At 68.7% G+C, this 15,531-nt stretch carries 17 protein-coding genes and 1 pseudogene; 4 read left to right on the top strand and 14 right to left on the bottom strand.

What is annotated here, in order from left to right:
• Nucleotides 1-194: 194 nt before the first annotated feature.
• Nucleotides 195-1,025: a hypothetical protein gene (locus tag U9979_RS13060; protein WP_322779595.1), complete on the top strand. Its 831-nt coding sequence runs from the start codon at nucleotides 195-197 to the stop codon at nucleotides 1,023-1,025.
• 30 nt (nucleotides 1,026-1,055) lie between these two features.
• Here U9979_RS13060 and U9979_RS25205 read toward each other — a convergent pair.
• The 9 genes and pseudogenes from U9979_RS25205 to U9979_RS13100 form a co-directional block, all read right to left on the bottom strand.
• Nucleotides 1,056-1,295 (bottom strand): annotated as a pseudogene (locus tag U9979_RS25205) (transposase family protein); the annotation flags it as partial.
• A gap of 180 nt (nucleotides 1,296-1,475) precedes the next feature.
• Nucleotides 1,476-2,957, bottom strand: coding sequence for an SPFH domain-containing protein (locus U9979_RS13065; protein WP_322779596.1), 1,482 nt, complete (start codon nucleotides 2,955-2,957; stop codon nucleotides 1,476-1,478).
• Nucleotides 2,958-3,053: 96 nt separating this feature from the next.
• Nucleotides 3,054-3,263 carry a hypothetical protein gene (locus U9979_RS13070; RefSeq protein ID WP_322747041.1) on the bottom strand — a complete coding sequence of 70 codons (210 nt, stop codon included), beginning with the start codon at nucleotides 3,261-3,263 and terminating at the stop codon, nucleotides 3,054-3,056.
• Nucleotides 3,264-3,493: 230 nt separating this feature from the next.
• Nucleotides 3,494-3,802, bottom strand: coding sequence for a hypothetical protein (locus U9979_RS13075; protein ID WP_322779597.1), 309 nt, complete (start codon nucleotides 3,800-3,802; stop codon nucleotides 3,494-3,496).
• A 270-nt stretch (nucleotides 3,803-4,072) separates the two neighbouring features.
• The gene (locus U9979_RS13080) at nucleotides 4,073-5,830 is read right to left on the bottom strand and encodes a PEP-utilizing enzyme (RefSeq protein WP_322779598.1); all 1,758 of its coding nucleotides are present in this window, start codon (nucleotides 5,828-5,830) and stop codon (nucleotides 4,073-4,075) included.
• Nucleotides 5,831-6,032: 202 nt separating this feature from the next.
• On the bottom strand, nucleotides 6,033-6,494 hold the full coding sequence (locus U9979_RS13085; RefSeq protein ID WP_322779606.1) for a VOC family protein: 462 nt from the start codon (nucleotides 6,492-6,494) through the stop codon (nucleotides 6,033-6,035).
• 5 nt (nucleotides 6,495-6,499) lie between these two features.
• Nucleotides 6,500-6,643, bottom strand: a complete 144-nt coding sequence (locus U9979_RS13090) for a hypothetical protein (RefSeq protein ID WP_322779599.1) — start codon at nucleotides 6,641-6,643, stop codon at nucleotides 6,500-6,502.
• Nucleotides 6,644-6,795: 152 nt separating this feature from the next.
• A complete protein-coding gene (locus tag U9979_RS13095; RefSeq protein ID WP_322779600.1) occupies nucleotides 6,796-7,653 on the bottom strand; it encodes a sugar phosphate isomerase/epimerase family protein in 858 nt (285 codons plus the stop codon).
• Entirely contained in the window at nucleotides 7,650-8,171 is a 522-nt protein-coding gene (locus U9979_RS13100) for a pyridoxamine 5'-phosphate oxidase family protein (RefSeq protein ID WP_322779601.1), read from the bottom strand. Before U9979_RS13100 ends, U9979_RS13095 begins: the two co-directional genes overlap by 4 nt.
• Before the next feature lie 127 nt (nucleotides 8,172-8,298).
• Here U9979_RS13100 and U9979_RS13105 point away from each other — a divergent pair, with 127 nt between their 5' ends.
• Nucleotides 8,299-8,778, top strand: a complete 480-nt coding sequence (locus U9979_RS13105; RefSeq protein ID WP_322751751.1) for a nuclear transport factor 2 family protein — start codon at nucleotides 8,299-8,301, stop codon at nucleotides 8,776-8,778.
• 25 nt (nucleotides 8,779-8,803) lie between these two features.
• Here U9979_RS13105 and U9979_RS13110 read toward each other — a convergent pair whose 3' ends face one another.
• The 5 genes from U9979_RS13110 to U9979_RS13130 form a co-directional block, all read right to left on the bottom strand.
• On the bottom strand, nucleotides 8,804-9,775 hold the full coding sequence (locus U9979_RS13110) for a TIGR03621 family F420-dependent LLM class oxidoreductase (RefSeq protein ID WP_322751752.1): 972 nt from the start codon (nucleotides 9,773-9,775) through the stop codon (nucleotides 8,804-8,806).
• 118 nt (nucleotides 9,776-9,893) lie between these two features.
• Nucleotides 9,894-11,177 (bottom strand): cytochrome P450, encoded by a 1,284-nt coding sequence (locus U9979_RS13115; RefSeq protein WP_322751753.1) that lies wholly within the window; start codon nucleotides 11,175-11,177, stop codon nucleotides 9,894-9,896.
• A complete protein-coding gene (locus U9979_RS13120; protein WP_322779602.1) occupies nucleotides 11,174-11,965 on the bottom strand; it encodes an SDR family oxidoreductase in 792 nt (263 codons plus the stop codon). Before U9979_RS13120 ends, U9979_RS13115 begins: the two co-directional genes overlap by 4 nt.
• The gene (locus tag U9979_RS13125; RefSeq protein WP_322753549.1) at nucleotides 11,965-12,129 is read right to left on the bottom strand and encodes a hypothetical protein; all 165 of its coding nucleotides are present in this window, start codon (nucleotides 12,127-12,129) and stop codon (nucleotides 11,965-11,967) included. Before U9979_RS13125 ends, U9979_RS13120 begins: the two co-directional genes overlap by 1 nt.
• Nucleotides 12,126-13,580 (bottom strand): aldehyde dehydrogenase family protein, encoded by a 1,455-nt coding sequence (locus U9979_RS13130; protein WP_322779603.1) that lies wholly within the window; start codon nucleotides 13,578-13,580, stop codon nucleotides 12,126-12,128. Before U9979_RS13130 ends, U9979_RS13125 begins: the two co-directional genes overlap by 4 nt.
• 261 nt (nucleotides 13,581-13,841) lie before the next feature.
• Between U9979_RS13130 and U9979_RS13135 the strand changes: the two genes are divergently transcribed.
• Both U9979_RS13135 and U9979_RS13140 read left to right on the top strand, forming a co-directional pair.
• On the top strand, nucleotides 13,842-14,699 hold the full coding sequence (locus U9979_RS13135) for a polysaccharide deacetylase family protein (protein ID WP_322779604.1): 858 nt from the start codon (nucleotides 13,842-13,844) through the stop codon (nucleotides 14,697-14,699).
• Nucleotides 14,700-14,864: 165 nt separating this feature from the next.
• A partial coding sequence (locus tag U9979_RS13140) for an ABC transporter ATP-binding protein (RefSeq protein ID WP_322779605.1) occupies nucleotides 14,865-15,531 on the top strand: 667 nt, incomplete at its 3' end.

Raw genomic sequence — 15,531 nt, forward strand, 5'->3', positions numbered from 1 at the left:
TAACCATCCCGAGTTACTTACTTGATGACAAATCCAGTAACCATGTAGATTACCAGGGATGTTGAAAGTCGCCAAGGACCGCCGCGTCCGGGTTCCACCCGCACGCTACGACTGGGGCGATGGGCTGTGGCACCCTGGCCGGCGATGGTAATTTTATTCTATGATCAGTAACTTGGTTTCGGCCGACATCGGCCTTGCGGATCATTCGATATGGCGGCTTCCCGGCCAGCTGTGCGCTCTCCGTCCGGACGCCACCCAAGTTGCTGGACCGCGTCAACGAACACGCCTGGCGTACTGCCGAACCGGCGCTGCTCGAACTCATGCGGCTACGGGTGGCTTGCCTAATCGGTAACCGGGCCGGCGAAGCGGCCCGGTCCCCGGCTGCTCGCACTGGAGATCTTTCCGAGGCGAAGATCGATGATCTGCCTGCGTATTCGACGTCGACGCACTTCTCGCCCGTGGAACGCGAATGCCTGGCCTTCGCCGAACAGTTCGTCATGGATGTCAGCGGGATGACGACGGCGGCGCTCGACGTCTTGGCTCACCAGCTGGGGCGCACAGAATTGTCCGATTTCGTCGGCGCGCTGTATGCCATCGAATTCACCCAGCGTTTGCAGATGGTCGCGCAGGTCCTGCTGGCGCCAGTCGTTGAAGCGGCAGCGGCGCCTGCTCCGACGTCAGCCGTGGCCGACACCGCGAAGAGCGAGCCGCACCTCGACCTTTCCATGCGGAAGGTGCTCGCGACGTATCAGGACGCCGTGGTACGCGGCCAGGCCCTGGATTCGGTGACGACGGAACTCGTCCGACTGCGTTGCGCCCGGACGCACCGATGCCGTATCTGTCAGACGCTGCGGCTGGCGGATGCCCAAGCGGAACTCTGTCTGGATATTACAAAGTGGAGTACACAGAAGATCAACGTAGCGCTGAGGACTTACGGCGCGGACAGATTGCCGACTAACAAGGCAGGGGTCTCCTTCTTCGGCTTCGACGATGCCGGCCGCGTGGCGGGATTCTGGGCGAATTGAACGATCCAGCCGCTACGGCAATCCAGCGGGTTATTCAAAACCCCATGAAATTGAAAAGAAAAATAATCCACGAGTCGCATCGTATGCATCGTGGTAGGTGCGGTATGGGCATCGATAGTCGGTATGGAGTATGCGCCACGACTTGAATTGCGCGACGACTCGCTCGACGGATGCCCGAAGAGCGGAGAGCTCGGCGTTGCACTTCTTGTCCGTCTCGCCGAGTTCGCCCTCGGGCGGCCTTTTCCGTGGCGTGACCATTCCGCTACATCCTTGGTAGCCCCGTCACCGCGGGCTGAGGGCGACCTCGCCACGGTGGCCGAGGCATGGACGACGGGCCTGAAGACAACCGAAGGCGTCCCGACGACGGCTGACACGGCTCGGTCGCGCTGCCCGATCTGTCCCGATCCAGCGGCTCGGCCGGATCACCCAGAAGGTCGGGACGCGGGTGGGCTACACGTCGTCGGATTCCTCGGCCGGTAAGGCGGTGTCCAGGGTGGCGGATTTCGGTACGGAAATGTCGACCTTCGGTGCCGGAATGCTCACGGATCCGTTGTCGGCCGGTGAACGACCGGCCGGTGCCTGGCCGGACTGTGACTGGCCGGACTGTGACTGGCCCGAGAGCAGCGACCGTGCGAGCTGAAGGCCTGCGCTGCCCTGGGATAACGCCTGGGTCAGCAGTTCGGCGATACCGGTCGCGCCGTTGAGGAGAATCATCTGGTCGACGTCGCCGAAGGGCTTCGCCGCCGCCTCGACGATGGCCGGCCACTGCTCGGCGAGCTGCTGGCCGATCACCGCATCCTGGTTCACCGAAAGAGCGTCCGCCCGTGCCCTGATCGCCTCAGCCGCCGCCAGTCCCTTCGCCGCCAGGGTGGCGGCATCAGCCTCACCGATCGCGCGCCGGGCATGAGCGTCAGCATCCCCGATGATCCGGGTCGACTCGGCCTGCGCCGCAGCCACCAGCGTTGTCTCCTGGGCGCTCGCCTCCGCCGCGCTGATCTGTGCGTCGCGACTGGCACGCGCCAGGGTGGTCTGCTCGTAGGCGCGGGCGTCCGCCGGCTTGCGGACCGTCGCCTGTAGGCGCTGTTCCTCCCGATCACCCTCCAGCTGGGCGACCTTGGTCTGCTCGACCACCACCTGCTGGTGGGCGGTTGCCTCGGCCAGCGGGCCGGCCTGCTGCGCCCGCGCTGCGGCCTCGTCGACCTCGGCCTGGAAACCCGACTGCTTGATCGCGCTGTTCCGAGCGGCCTCGGCCTTGAGCGCGGCGGCGATCTGCTCCTGTTCGGTCGCCTCCCGATCGGCCTGGGCCTCGGCGATCCGCGCCAGGGAGGCCACGGCGGCGACATGAGGACGCCCGAGGTTCTTGATGTAGCCGGTGGGGTCGTCGATCTCCTGAATCTGCAGGGAGTCGACGATCAGGCCGAGTTTCTGCATCTCCGTGCCGGAACTCGCCCGGGTCAGGGCCGTCAACTTCTCCCGATCCCTGATCATATCCTCGATGGTGAGCTGGCCGACCATCGCCCGGAGATGACCGGCGAACACATTGTGCACCCGGGCTTCCATCTTGTTCTGCTGGTCGAGGAACCTTCGGGCGGCATTGGCGATCGAGGCGTAATCGTCCCCGACCTTGAAGATCACTACACCGCGCACACCCACGGGGATTCCCTGTTGGGTGACGCAGTCGACGCTCAACTGGGCGGCCTGCAGGTCCAGGGAGAGGCGACGGACATTCTGTCCGCCCGGCATGACCAGGACTCCCTTCCCGGTCACAATCTTGAAACCGAGGCTTTCGGCCACGGCATTGTCCGGGTTCCGGTATGCTCGTAAACCTGAAATGATCAAGGCTTCATTAGGTTCCGCCACGCGCCACATCAACTTGACGACGCCCACGACGAAGATGATGCCCACACCCGCTGCGATGAGGATCGGGATCACTGGATCTCCTCTGCTGAGATCATGGACCGCCGAGATTACGGGAATACACCGGCCGGCCCGGCAGGAACAGCACCGGCGGGAACAGCACCGGCGTATTCACAATCTGGTGACGAACACGGTACGGGGTGGGTGATACTCCACGACGAGAACCCGCGCTCCGACCGCGATCGTCACACCGTCCTCAGCGGCATAGGCGTGGAACGCCTCCGCACCCCCGCGCACGGAGACCATCACCTCGCCCACTACACCCGGCATGATCGTCCCAGTGACCCGGGCCGTCTTGCCCAGCATGATCTGATCGGCCATGCACTCTCCCACTCGGCGTCGGGATTGAGCATAGACACTCACGGTTCCCGACGGTAAGCCCTCATTGGGAGATCCAAACGCCACTGTCGCGAGCACGACGGGTCATCCCACCCGCACGGCTCAACGATGTGAATCTGATGCTCTTCCCACAGCACCAGATTCACATCGTTCCCAAAGAGCGGCCGGGCCGCCGTCCGAACGGCGAACCCCAAAGAGCGGCCGGGCCGCCGTCAGGACGGAGAGGACGGCGAGGACGGCGAGGACGGCGAGCCGCTCGGAGTTCCACCGCGCCAGGCGTCGGCGCCAGCTGATGTGGCCGCTGAGGTGGCCGCCCTGGCCTGCGCCACCTTGAGTTTCGCGATCTCGCTGGGCGGCACCTCCAGCTGCTCCGCCCAGCGCCGGGTCGCCGACACCACCGCGACGCTGAGCACAACCATGCCCGTCGCCCCCAACAGGCCACCGATCCCGACGAGCAGGCCCCCGCCTATCAGGAGTCCTCGACTGGGCTGAAATCCCCGGTCATATTCCTGATCAGCCATCATCCGCCACCTTGTCGTCTGCGACCGTGTCCGTCACCCTGTCGCCCATCGGTGATGGTGTGCGCGAGCGACACCATCACGAGCCGTGCGACATCAGCCCGGAGCTTCTCCGTCACCGATTCTGTCCACCCAGGGCTGCGGTACATCACCCACTGCGAGTGGTTCAGGAGTACAGACCCGATATGCGGGCGGGTGGACGATGACACGCGGACGGGCTCAGACGCCGGGCGGGCGACGAAACCCGGGTGGACGATGACACGCGGACGGGGCTCAGACTCCGGTGGTGCCTGCGGCGGCCAGGGGCGCGGCCGAGAGCACCGTGACAGTGCCGGCGTTGCCGTCCACAGTCACTTCAACACCGTCGCGCAGCCGCGACGTGCCGTCCCCCACCGAGATGACACACGGGATGCCGAGCTCCCGGCAGACCACGACCGCGTGGCTGTTGAGCCCACCCACGTCCACCACGGCCGCGCCGGCCACGAGGAACAGCGGCGTCCACGCCGCGTCCGTGATCGGGGAGACGAGGACCTCGCCGGGTTCGAGAGCGTCACACTCGGCCAGATCGGTGACCACCCGAACGCGGCCGGTATAGGTCCCGTGGCTGCCTCCGACGCCGGTGAACACATCCCCCACGATCGCCGGCTCCGGACGCTCCCGGTCCCGGCGCGGCCAGCGCTCGATGTCGGGGTCCTGCGCGACGAAGAACGGCGGCTCCAGCTCGGCGAGCTCGCCGTATTCGACCAGCCGCTGTGCGATGACCTCGGTGAAGCGGGCCGGGTCGGCGAGGTAGGCGTCGAGCTCATCCGCGAGCAGCATCATGACGTCCTCGGGCCGACCGAAACGGCCGGCCACGACACCGCGGCGACCGAGCTCACGGATTGTCATCCGGATCTCGTGCAGGGCGGCGACACAGTTGGCCTTGGTGCGTTCCCGCGCGGGCATCCAGACGTCGACGGCCTGCATGCCCACGTCGAACGTGGCCAGCGCCTGCGCGTTGTCGGCGAGCACCGTGCGGATCTCCGCCGCGGTCTGTGTCCGGCGGGCGGCGAGTGCCTCGTGGCGCACCGCCGGCGAGTGCGACTCCGGGCTGTTGCGGAGCCGGTCGACCAGGGTGAGCGCCGCGGTCAGGTCCACCTCCCACGGCAGGGAGTGGATGTCCCACTCGTTGGGACCGCGATCACCGTAGTCGCCGAGGAACGCGGCGAAGGCATCGCGGAACGCACCGACGTCGCCGGTGGCATCGGTGTCCAGCGCGGCGGCCACCGTGGCCGAGCCCTTGTCGAACAACGCGGCCAGCTCGCCGGACCCCACCACGATGCGCGACAGGTTCCACAACCCCACCGCCGGCGAGGCGGAGTCGATGTCGCCGATGCCGCTGATCAGATCGAGCAGATCGCCACCGCGGCCCACGCTTTCGCACAGCGGTCCGAGGATGCCGGGCCCGAAGCTCGCCGGGAGGGTGGAGACCAGGTGCCGGTAGAAGATGCTCTTCTCGCTCTCGTCGAGCAGCGCCCGGACCCGGGCGACCAGCTCGGCGTCGGACAGGGCCGTGAGGTCGGGCCGGTCACGGCGCATCGCCCGCACACGCTCGCGGTCCGCCACGGCATCGGTGAACTCCGTGACCGCGAGCAACCGTTGCACCGAGGCGCCGGCAGCCGCCGAGCGCTCGGCGTCCACATGGTCGGGATGGAAAACGTAGGCGGGGATGTCGGGGCGCTGGCCGACGAAGGCCAGGTCGGTCTGCTCCACCGGCATGCCCAGACGCAGGGAGAACAGCCTCATGTGGGACAGGTTCAGGTAGAAGTAGCTCCCGAAGAGCCCCGCGATCTCGGGCCGGTCGATCGACAGCTCATCCTCGCGGTAGACGCCGATGTCGATGAAGCCCTGCCGCCAGGCCCGCAGCACGTGCACATAGGCGAGCGTCCAGCCCAACGGGCTCGCGGGCTCGGGCAGCGTCTCGCCCGCGTTTGCCCTGGTGTAATGCGGCAGCCGCGGGCTGCGCTCCCAGTCTGCGACCCAGCTCTGCACGACGCGTCCCTTCTCCCCTGACGCCAGGCGCCAGTACGGACATCCATGTGGTGGCCGTCATTGATGTGACGGCCATTACATGGCACTAACTATGTGTTGTCAACAGAAAGTCCGGGAAGTGTGCCCGACCCGCGCAGCCGGGCTCACCCGGCCGGGCTCATCAGGCCGGGCTCATCAGGCCGGGCTCATCAGGCCGGGCTCATCAGGCCTGCCGAAGATCCTCGACCAGCTCGATGACGTTACCCTCGGGATCGGCCCAGAAGGCGATCCGCCGCCCGCTCGCCTCGACCAGCGCCGGGTCCGAGCGCGGGCTCGCTCCCCCGTGGCGCATCCGCTCGGCGACCGCTGCGGCGTCGGTGACGTACAAGGTCAGGTAGGCAAGGCCGCGGCGGGTGGCGATCGGCACGGCGGGGGTGACCGCAGCCGTGTCGGCGGTGGGACGCACCAGCTTGATCCGTTCTCCCCACGGCGTGCGTAGCCAGACCACCGTGGTCGCCCCGCCCAGGCCCAGCTGCGCGTTGAGCTCGGCCGGGACATCGGAACGGTGGACCTCACTACATCCCAGCGCCTCGGTGTAGAAGCGGACCATACCGGCCAGGTCGGCGACGACGATCCCGACCTCCAACGCTTGGGTCATGACCGCCGAGGGAGCCGATGGCGACATCGCGGTCACAGTCCTCGCCTTCCAGCTTCTCGAATCAGGGGAACGCGCTGGGCGAACCGGTGGGAGCCCGCCTGCGCCGCCGGCGGGCTGCCGGTGGTCAGGCCGCCGTCCGCGGTGGCGAAGGGTGCGCTTTCATGATCGTCGACCAACCGTCACACCTCCATGATCGCAAGATGTCGTGACGCCCATCACAACCAAGAAACTATAGAATGTCGACAGTAAGAGCGCCCGGCAATAGGGGACGCGGCGTCGCGGGGCTATTGCCGGGCGCTCTAAGTACCGAATGATCAAAAATGGACGATCAGGTCGGGACGGGCTGATCGCGGCCCCGCAACAGTGATCGCAGCCTGCCGGCGAGTAACGGTAGGATCTCCGCCGGCGGCTGCGCACGCAGGCGGTTGGACAGAACCTCGATCGACATACCCGCCTGCGGGCAGTACCGGGTCGCGGCGGTCAGCACACCGGCCAGGTCGAACTCGCCGTCACCGGGTGGCCGCCGGTTGGCCAGGCAGTCGGCCAACAGGTCGTCGTCCTCGGCCACCAGCGGTCCGTCGGACAGCTGCACCCGCACCACGGACGGCCAGATACCGGCGGTGAGATCGTCCAGGGTCTGGCCGCCGCGGTAGACATGCCAGACATCCACGCAGATCCCGCCGTTGGCGCGACCGGCCGCGCGCACGACCGACGCCGCCGTGGCCGCGTCGGGCAGATTGGTGAACGGCAGGAACTCGATGCCGACCACGACACCGCCACCCCCACCCACGCCCGCCGCCCGGTCGCAGAGGGCGGCGAACCGAGCCGCAGCCTCATCCAGACCGCCTTCGTAGGAACCGAGAGCGCCGACGTAGGGAACCCGTAGCCGGTCCGCGGCGCTCCAACAGAGGTCCTCGGCCGCGTCGGGCGCTGCGCCAAACGGCCGCAACGCCTCCAGCTCCCCCACGACGACACCGGCCTCGGCACACAGGTCCTCCAGTTCGGCCAGGCTGTGCCCGGCAGCCAGCCAGTCGCGCAACCAGCTCAGGCTCAGGCCGATGGAGGTGAAGCCGGCGGCGCGGGCCACCTGAGCCCGCCGCAGTGGCTCCAGCGGCGCCAGGGTGTGAAACGCCAGCGTCACACCGCCGAGATCGTCCGGCGCGGCTGCGTCCAGACCCGCGCTCACTGGGCGCCCAGGTCCTCGGGTGCCACCTGCGGTGCGGTGGCCCACATCTTCGCCCCGTCGAAGCCGGTACGCCGCTGCGGAACGACCTCGATGATCACCCGGGCCGTCGAATCGAGCAAGCGGGCGAACTCCGCCTGCTTGGCCGGATCACCGGGTCGCATCGCCGCGGCGAACTCCGGCAGAAACCAGTCCTTGGTCGCACGGTCGTCGTGGACGACGGCCAGCCCCCGGTAGGTCAGCGAGCGCCGCGCCGGGATGCCGGAGCCCTTGCTACTCACCACGACGGACACCCGGTTGTCACGGCGCATCGCTGCGACCCGTGGCCGCCAGTCCGTGGCCGTCACCCAGAAACGACCCCGACGGAACATGTAGTTGACCACCGCGCCGAGAGGATGCCCCGTCGCGTTCACCCAGACCACGGTGCACTCCGTCTGTTGCGCGAGCAGCTCCGCCTCGCCGTCGTCGTCGAGCGTGAAAGCGGAGAGGTCCTCCCAGCCCCGTACCGGCGGTGTCACCATCGGCGTCCTCGCTTTCATCGCTTTCATCGCTTTCATCGGAAAAGATCTTATCTGGATGAACGTTCTGGATGGACTTTCTGTAGTCACCCATGACAAACCATGCCGACCGGCGGTACGGTCCAGCACCATGACGACAGCCCCCGTACCAGCAGCGCTCGCCCGACAGCTCGCCGAACTCGCCGAACTCGCCGACCGGGGCGCCATCCTCGACGTGGTGGCGGCCTATGCCACCGCTCTGGACACCAGGACCTGGGCAGCCCTGGATGGCCTGTTCACCGACGACGCGGTGTGCACCTATGGCGGGTCCATCGGCGACCTGACCGGCCAGAACGCGATCATCAAGTCGCTGCGGTCCGTACTCGAATCGCTGGACGCCACCCAGCATCAGATCACCAACTCGGTGGTGCGAGTACACGGCGACACCGCCGAGCACACCGCCTACGTCCACGCCCAGCACGTGCGGCACGGCGTGCCGGGCGGCGAGCTCTACACCATCGGCGCGCGCTATGACGACCAGCTGCGCCGCACGCCCGAGGGCTGGCGCTTCACCCGCCGGGAACTCACCCGCATATGGACCGACGGTAACCGCGGTGTCCTGCACCCCTGAATCCGTTTCTCCGCGCATCCGTTTCTCAGCGACCGGTCAACCGGGCGACCACGGGTGCAAAGGAGTCGAGCACCCGGTCGCCGACGGTGATATAGGAGAAGCCGTACTCCTCGCGCCGCCGCTCAAGCTGGTCGCAGATCTCGTCCACCGAACCCACCAACGCGTGCGGGAACGCGCGTAGACCCGCCGCGTCCAGGCCGGTCTGGGCCGACAGCTCGGCCTCGGTCGTTCCCGCCGCACCCTCGATCGCGACGAAGTAGGCCGCGGTCTCCAGCTCGATGTCGTCGAACCGCTCTCCCGCGCCCTGGCGGACCCAGGCCAGCTTGCGGTGGGTCTGCTCCGGCCCGGAACCCGCGATGCTGGCCGGTCCGATGACCCCGGACCGGTTGTCGAAGTTGATGCTGACGATGTCGGCGCGCTCGCCGGCCAGGCGCAGCACCCGCGGCGAGCCGCCGCCGACCATGAGCGGCGGCCGCAGCTTCGGGACGGGTAGCGGGGCGAAGCCCGCTGCCCGCACCTGGCCACCGTCCACGGCGACATCCTTGCCGGCGAACCAGATGTCGAGCAGCTCCAGCACCTCGGCCAGGAGATCGACCCGGTGCGCCCCGCTGTCGAACGGCACCCCCATCGCGGTGTACTCGGCCTCCAGCCAGCCGGCGCCCAGGCCGGCCTCGATCCGGCCCTCGGCCAGGACCGCGAGCGTCGCGATCTCCTTGGCCAGCACCACCGGCTGGTGGTAACCCACGCAGAACATGCGACAGCCGATCCGCAGCACCGAGCTGACCTCGGCGGCCACGGCCATGGCCGGCACCGGCGCGAGCGTCACCGGCCGATGACCGGTGGGATCCATCGCCGGCCCGGCCCCGATGTAGTGGTCGCAGACGTGCAGGGCCGAATAGCCCAGCTCCTCGACCCGGCGGACCGTGTCCTTCCATTCCCGGGCGTCAGCCGCCCGGTAGCTCTGGACAGCGAAACGGAACGGACGTCGGGTCGACATGCGGACCCCCTCCTCGGGAACATGGTCAAGCCATGATCAATCCACTGAGTTTCTTTACTTCACATACAGATAGAAGGCACGATAACCGGACGAGGACACCGGTGCCAGGAGGCGGTCACTACGCGTTCTCCCGCACAGCGGGACGGCGGCGCACGATCACGGGCAACGAGTCCAGGCCCCGCACCATGAAACTCGGGGTGTAGCGCAGCTGCCCGGGGTTGACCACGGCAAGAGAGTCGACGTGTTCCGCGAGTACCTGCAGGGCCGTCACGCCCTCGATGCGGGCAAGCCCGGCGCCCACGCACATGTGCGGCCCCTGGCCGAAAGCCACATGGGTCCGTGCGCCCGGCCGGTCGGGATCGAAACCGTCGGGACCCGCGAAAGCCAGCGAGTCCCGATTGGCGGAGGCGAAGGACACCACCAGGCGGGATCCGGCGGGAATGTCGACACCACCGAGCCGGACGTCCCGGGTGACGCGACGGTAGGCGACCTGGGCCGGGGTCGACCACCGCAGCGCCTCCTCCACGATCGCGCCCGCCCGCTGCGGGTCGGCACGCAGCCGCTCCCACTCCCCCGGGTGCCGGTCCAGCAGGTAGACCGCTGCCGCGATCAGCCGACCGGTCGTCTCGTTCCCGGCGACCAGCAGCTCACGTACCAACGTGAGCAGGTGCGCCAGCTCGATCGGCTCCTCGCCGGGTCCGAGGTCGCCGGCGGCGGCCACCAGCTGCGACAGCAGTCCCTCCCCCGGCTCCTCGCGGCACCGGTCGACCTCGGCGGCGATCGCCTGCTGGTAGTCGAGGAGGTCCTCCTCAGTACTGATCCAGCCCGCCGCGTCCGGCCGGGCACCGATGGTGGCCGTGGCCGCGAGCGTCCACCGTCGGACATCGCCACGGCGTGAGTCAGCCAGCCCCAGCACCCGACAGATCGCCCAGGCCGGCAACGGCTCCGCGAATGCGGTGTAGAAGTCGACCTGCTCACCGTCGGGTAAGGCAGCGGCAAGATTATCGGCGGTCTGGCGGACCAGCGGCTCCATCCAGGCCAGCGCCCGCGGGGTGAACGCCTTGTTGACGAGCTTGCGCAACTGGGTGTGCCGGGGCGGATCATTGGTCCCGAGCGCCGGAACGTAGGGCCAGCCGCGGGCGCGGATCGCGGCCACTTCCTCGGCGACCTCCGGCGGCGGCGGTGCATGCTTGCTCAGGCCCGCGGAGGAGAAGGTCGCCGTGTCACGCAGGACCTCGCGGACGAGTTCGGCGCTGGCAACGACGTACCAGCCGTTGCCCGGCGCGAAGCAGACCGGTGCCTGCTCCCGCATCCGGGCGTACCAGTCCTCCGGCGCCGCGAGGAATTGCGGGCTGGACAGGTCAAGCCCTGGAAACGGACACGACTGGGCGTCAATGGTCATCTGCTGTCTCCATCTCGGGTGGACCGAGCAAGCCGGAAGAAGTGACCGCCCGCGACCGTGTAGCCACCGTCGACAGCGAGAACCTCACCGGTCACATAGCTTGCGCGCGACGAGAGCAGGAACACCACGGCCTCGGCGATGTCGTCCACCGTGCCGAGCCGGCGCAGCGGCAGCACCGCCGCCCGCCGCATCCGCGCGTTCTCGTCGCCGTAATGGGCGTCGGAGCCCGGGGTCGGAATCGTGCCGGGCGCCACCGCGTTACAGCGGATACCCAGCGGCCCGAACTCCACCGCGAGCGCCCGAGTCAGCCCTTCCAGCGCGGCTTTGGACGCGCTGTACAGCCCGGTCCCGGGCGGGTGGTAACGGGCAGTGACCGAGGAGAGGTTCACAATGCTGCCGCCGCCCTGGGCCGCCATGATCGGCGCCAGCGTCTGGGACACCAGCAACGGCGCGACGACGTTGACGTCGAGGACTCTGCGCGCGTCCGCGGCCTTGGTGTCCGCCAGCGCGCCTTCGATGACGAGGGCGGCGTTGTTCACCAGCATCGTGCAGTCCGGCGCGGCCTGCACCAGGCCTGCGACCGCGTCCGCATCGGTGACGTCGAGCACGACCGCGCGGGCGCCGAGATCGTCGGCGACACGGCGCAGCGACTCGGCCACGAGGTCGACGAGCACCAACGTGTGGCCGTCGTGGGCGAGGCGGTGGGCCAACGCGCGTCCGATGCCCTGGGCCGCTCCAGTCACGACGACCGTGCCCGGCGGCTGGTTGTCGCTGCTGTCTGCCGACATCAGCTCACCGTCTGTTCCGCGGCGGCCAGGGACGCCACGACCGCGGCTGCGATGCCGGCGGCGTCCAGCCCCGCCCAGGCGGTGACCGCGTCAGCCGGACCGGCGGCGAGAACCCCGACCCCATGCTGTAACTCGCCGTCATGCTCCAGCCCGCCGTCAGTCATGCCACGGCCGGCCCCGACGCACGGCCGGCATCCGCCGGCAGCTGTAGCGACATCAGCTCGAAGTACTCCGCCAGCCCGTGTTCGCCCAGCTCACGGCCCACACCGGAACGCCGGAAACCGCCGAACGGCGCTCGCACGTTGAACCGGCCGCCGTTGATCGAGACCTGGCCGGTGCGCAACCGGCGCGCCACCGCGACCGCGGCGGCGTCGTCCGCGGCGAACACCGCACCGGACAGGCCGTAGTCGGAGTCGTTGGCGACGGTGACAGCCTCGTCGACGTCCGCGACCGGGATGACCGCGAGCACCGGGCCGAAGATCTCTTCGCGGGCGAGAACGGCGTCGTTGCGCAGCCGGCTCACCACGGTGGGACGCACGAAGTACCCGCGGTCGAGCCCGGGCACGGGACCTGGACCGCCGACGAGCACGGTGCCCTCGTACGCGGCCTTGTCCAGGTAGGACGCGATCGAACGCGCCTGCGCAGCCGAGGCCACCGGCCCGATCGTGGTGGCCGGGTCCAGCGGGTCGCCCACGACGTGCGCCCCGACCAGAGCGACCAGGCGCTCCTCCACCTCGTCGAGCAGGTCGCGGGGGACCAGCAGCCGGGTCGTCGCCGAACAGGTCTGGCCGTTGTTGACGAAGCAGCCGCGCACGGCGCTGTCCACCGCACGGTCGAGGTCGGCATCCGGGCAGAGGATGAAGGCGGACTTGCCGCCGAGCTCCAGGGTCAGCCGCTTGATGCCGGGCGCGGCGAGCTGGGCGACCCGGGCGCCCGCGGCGCTCGACCCGGTCAGGCTGACCAGGTCGACCTCGGGATGACTGACCAGGGTCTCCCCGGCCACGGCCCCGCGGCCCGTCACGATGTTCAGGACGCCGGCGGGCAGACCGATCTCGTGGGCGACGTCCGCGAGCACGAACGCGGCCAGCGGCGCGACGCTGCTCGGCTTGACCACCACGGTGCATCCGGCCGCGAGCGCTGGCGCGACCTTGGCGGTCAGCTGGTACAGCGGGTAGTTCCACGGCGTGATCGCGCCGACCACTCCGGCGGCGAGGCGCAGCACGATCGACGAGCCGATCCGCTCCTGGGCGGGCAGCCGTTCGGCGACGTCCGCGATCGAGCGGATGACCGACACGCCAAGGCCGACCTGGACCCGCTCGGAGGTGACCAGCGGCGTGCCGACCTCACGGCTCATCATCGTCGCCAGCTGCCCACCGCGTGCGTCCAGCCCGTCGGCGAGCTCCCGCAACAACGCGACCCGGGCCTCGATCGGGCTCGTCGACCAGGCAGGGAAGGCCGCCCGAGCGGCGGTGACGGCGGCGGCGACATCGTCAGCCTCGCCCGCCGGCACCACGCCGATGGTCTCCTCGGTCGCAGCCTCGACGACCTCGATCGTCCCGTCACCGCTCGGTGCCCGCCAGCGGCCGTCGATGTAGAGCCCGGTCCTTCGGTCCATGCGCCGGTCCATGCGCTCCTCCGGGAACGTGGCCTGACTTTATCGAGTCGAACTCAATAAAGTATGGGACGCACGTCACAATAGCAGCAGCCTCCCGCCAGCCGCAGTACTTACTTGAGACGACCTTCAGGGACGGCACGAGACCGAACGTCGGACCACGGCCGACCTGCGTTAATGCGATCATGAACCTTTCGTCTCGCCGCGGCACCGGGAATGTCTGCGGGGCCCCACCCCGTTCGAACGGCTTGTACCGTTCCGACCATGGATCGCCGGACGCTGCTCACCCTGCTGGCAGTCGGCGCGGCGCAGGCCCTGACCAGTTGCTCGGGCGAACCTGCGACACCACGACCCAGCGCCGCCGGCGGGCCGCGTCCCATCGCGGCACCGGTGCCCGCTCCCGGGCGGACCATCGGGAATCCGGCCAGCGTGCCGCATGTCGGCCCGACAACCCAGCCGGCAATCCCACCGATCCCGCCGGCCCAGCCCGGCAGCCCGTCGGTGGTGTTCGGAGCGCCCGCACCGACCCGGCGGATCGCGATCACGATTGATGACGGATATTCGCCCGAGACCGTGGCCGGCTACGTGGAGTTCGCCCGCCGCTCCGCAATCCCGATCACCTTTGCGCCCAACGGTGCCTACCGGGCAATCTGGGACCGCCACGCCGACACCCTCCGTCCGCTGATCGAGGCCGGCCAGGTCCAGATCGCGAACCACACCTGGACCCACCTGAATCTGCTCGGTCGCCCCGACGACGCGATCCGCGCGGACATCGACAGGAACGAGGAGTGGATCGAGCAGACCTTCGGCATCACCTCCCGTCCCTGGTTCCGACCGCCCTACGGGGCACACAACGCACACGTCGACGCCCTGGTGGGCGAACTCGGCTTCACCAGGATCCTGTTGTGGAACGGAAGTTTCGGGGACTCGACGTTGATCAGCCCCGAGCAGCTCATGGAACTGGCCCGCCGCTACCTGCAGCCAGGAACAATCATGATCGGTCACGCCAACCACCAGACGATCCTCGGGTTGTTCGACCAGATCCAGCAGCTCATCGCCGACCGCAAACTGGAACCGGTGACCCTGGACACCATGTTCCAGACGTCCCGCGCCGTCGGCTGAACCTGTGCTGGGACCTGCTCTGGGACCTGCTCTGCGGCGGTTTCGGCTCGACGACCCACGACAGCTCCCGGCCAGGTGCAGACAACGGGCCGGGAGCCGTCGACGATGAGGCTGCCACCGAGGCTGTCACGAAGGCTGTCACCGGACGAGGAGAGTGGGAGGGCGATGACAACGCCGATGATCGAAGTAAGAGCGGTGACCAAGCGATTCGGGTCGATCGACGCCCTGGCCGGGGTCGACCTGAGTGCTGACGCCGGCACGGTCCTCGGCCTGCTCGGCCCTAACGGCGCAGGCAAGACCACCCTGGTGCGGATCCTGGCAACGTTGCTTCGACCGGACAGCGGCCTGGCGACGATCGCCGGGTACGACGTCGTCCGGCACGCGCAGCGGCTGCGGTCCATGATCGGGCTGGCCGGCCAGTACGCCGCCGTGGACGAGATGCTCACCGGGCGGGAGAACCTCGAACTGGTCGGGCTGCTCTACCACGTCGGAAAGGCCGAACGGCGCCGGCGGGCGCAGGAGGTACTGGAGCGTTTCTCGCTCACCGAGGCCGCCGACCGCCAGGTGAAGACCTACTCGGGCGGCATGCGACGACGCCTCGACCTCGGCGCGAGCCTCGTCGGACACCCGTCCGTGCTGATCTTGGATGAGCCCACCACCGGCCTCGACCCGCGGACCCGCAACGAGCTGTGGACGCTCATCGAAGACCTGGTCACCGACGGCACCACCGTCGTGCTGACGACCCAGTACCTCGAGGAGGCCGAACGCCTCGCGCACCGGATCGTCGTCATCGACCGGGGCCGGGTGGTCGCCGCCGGTACCGCCGACGAGC

The organism is Protofrankia sp. Cas4, assembly GCF_963555915.1.
Classification (GTDB): Bacteria; Actinomycetota; Actinomycetes; order Frankiales; family Frankiaceae; genus Protofrankia.

What these genes read in the sequence shown, in the direction of transcription:
- U9979_RS13070 (WP_322747041.1), bottom strand. Translation starts at nt 3,263, where the DNA reads ATGGCCGATCAGATCATGCTGGGCAAGACGGCCCGGGTCACTGGGACG.
- U9979_RS13075 (WP_322779597.1), bottom strand. Translation starts at nt 3,802, where the DNA reads ATGGCTGATCAGGAATATGACCGGGGATTTCAGCCCAGTCGAGGACTC.
- U9979_RS13085 (WP_322779606.1), bottom strand. Translation starts at nt 6,494, where the DNA reads ATGTCGCCATCGGCTCCCTCGGCGGTCATGACCCAAGCGTTGGAGGTC.
- U9979_RS13100 (WP_322779601.1), bottom strand. Translation starts at nt 8,171, where the DNA reads ATGGTGACACCGCCGGTACGGGGCTGGGAGGACCTCTCCGCTTTCACG.
- U9979_RS13105 (WP_322751751.1), top strand. Translation starts at nt 8,299, where the DNA reads ATGACGACAGCCCCCGTACCAGCAGCGCTCGCCCGACAGCTCGCCGAA.
- U9979_RS13110 (WP_322751752.1), bottom strand. Translation starts at nt 9,775, where the DNA reads ATGTCGACCCGACGTCCGTTCCGTTTCGCTGTCCAGAGCTACCGGGCG.
- U9979_RS13115 (WP_322751753.1), bottom strand. Translation starts at nt 11,177, where the DNA reads ATGACCATTGACGCCCAGTCGTGTCCGTTTCCAGGGCTTGACCTGTCC.
- U9979_RS13120 (WP_322779602.1), bottom strand. Translation starts at nt 11,965, where the DNA reads ATGTCGGCAGACAGCAGCGACAACCAGCCGCCGGGCACGGTCGTCGTG.
- U9979_RS13125 (WP_322753549.1), bottom strand. Translation starts at nt 12,129, where the DNA reads ATGACTGACGGCGGGCTGGAGCATGACGGCGAGTTACAGCATGGGGTC.
- U9979_RS13130 (WP_322779603.1), bottom strand. Translation starts at nt 13,580, where the DNA reads ATGGACCGAAGGACCGGGCTCTACATCGACGGCCGCTGGCGGGCACCG.
- U9979_RS13135 (WP_322779604.1), top strand. Translation starts at nt 13,842, where the DNA reads ATGGATCGCCGGACGCTGCTCACCCTGCTGGCAGTCGGCGCGGCGCAG.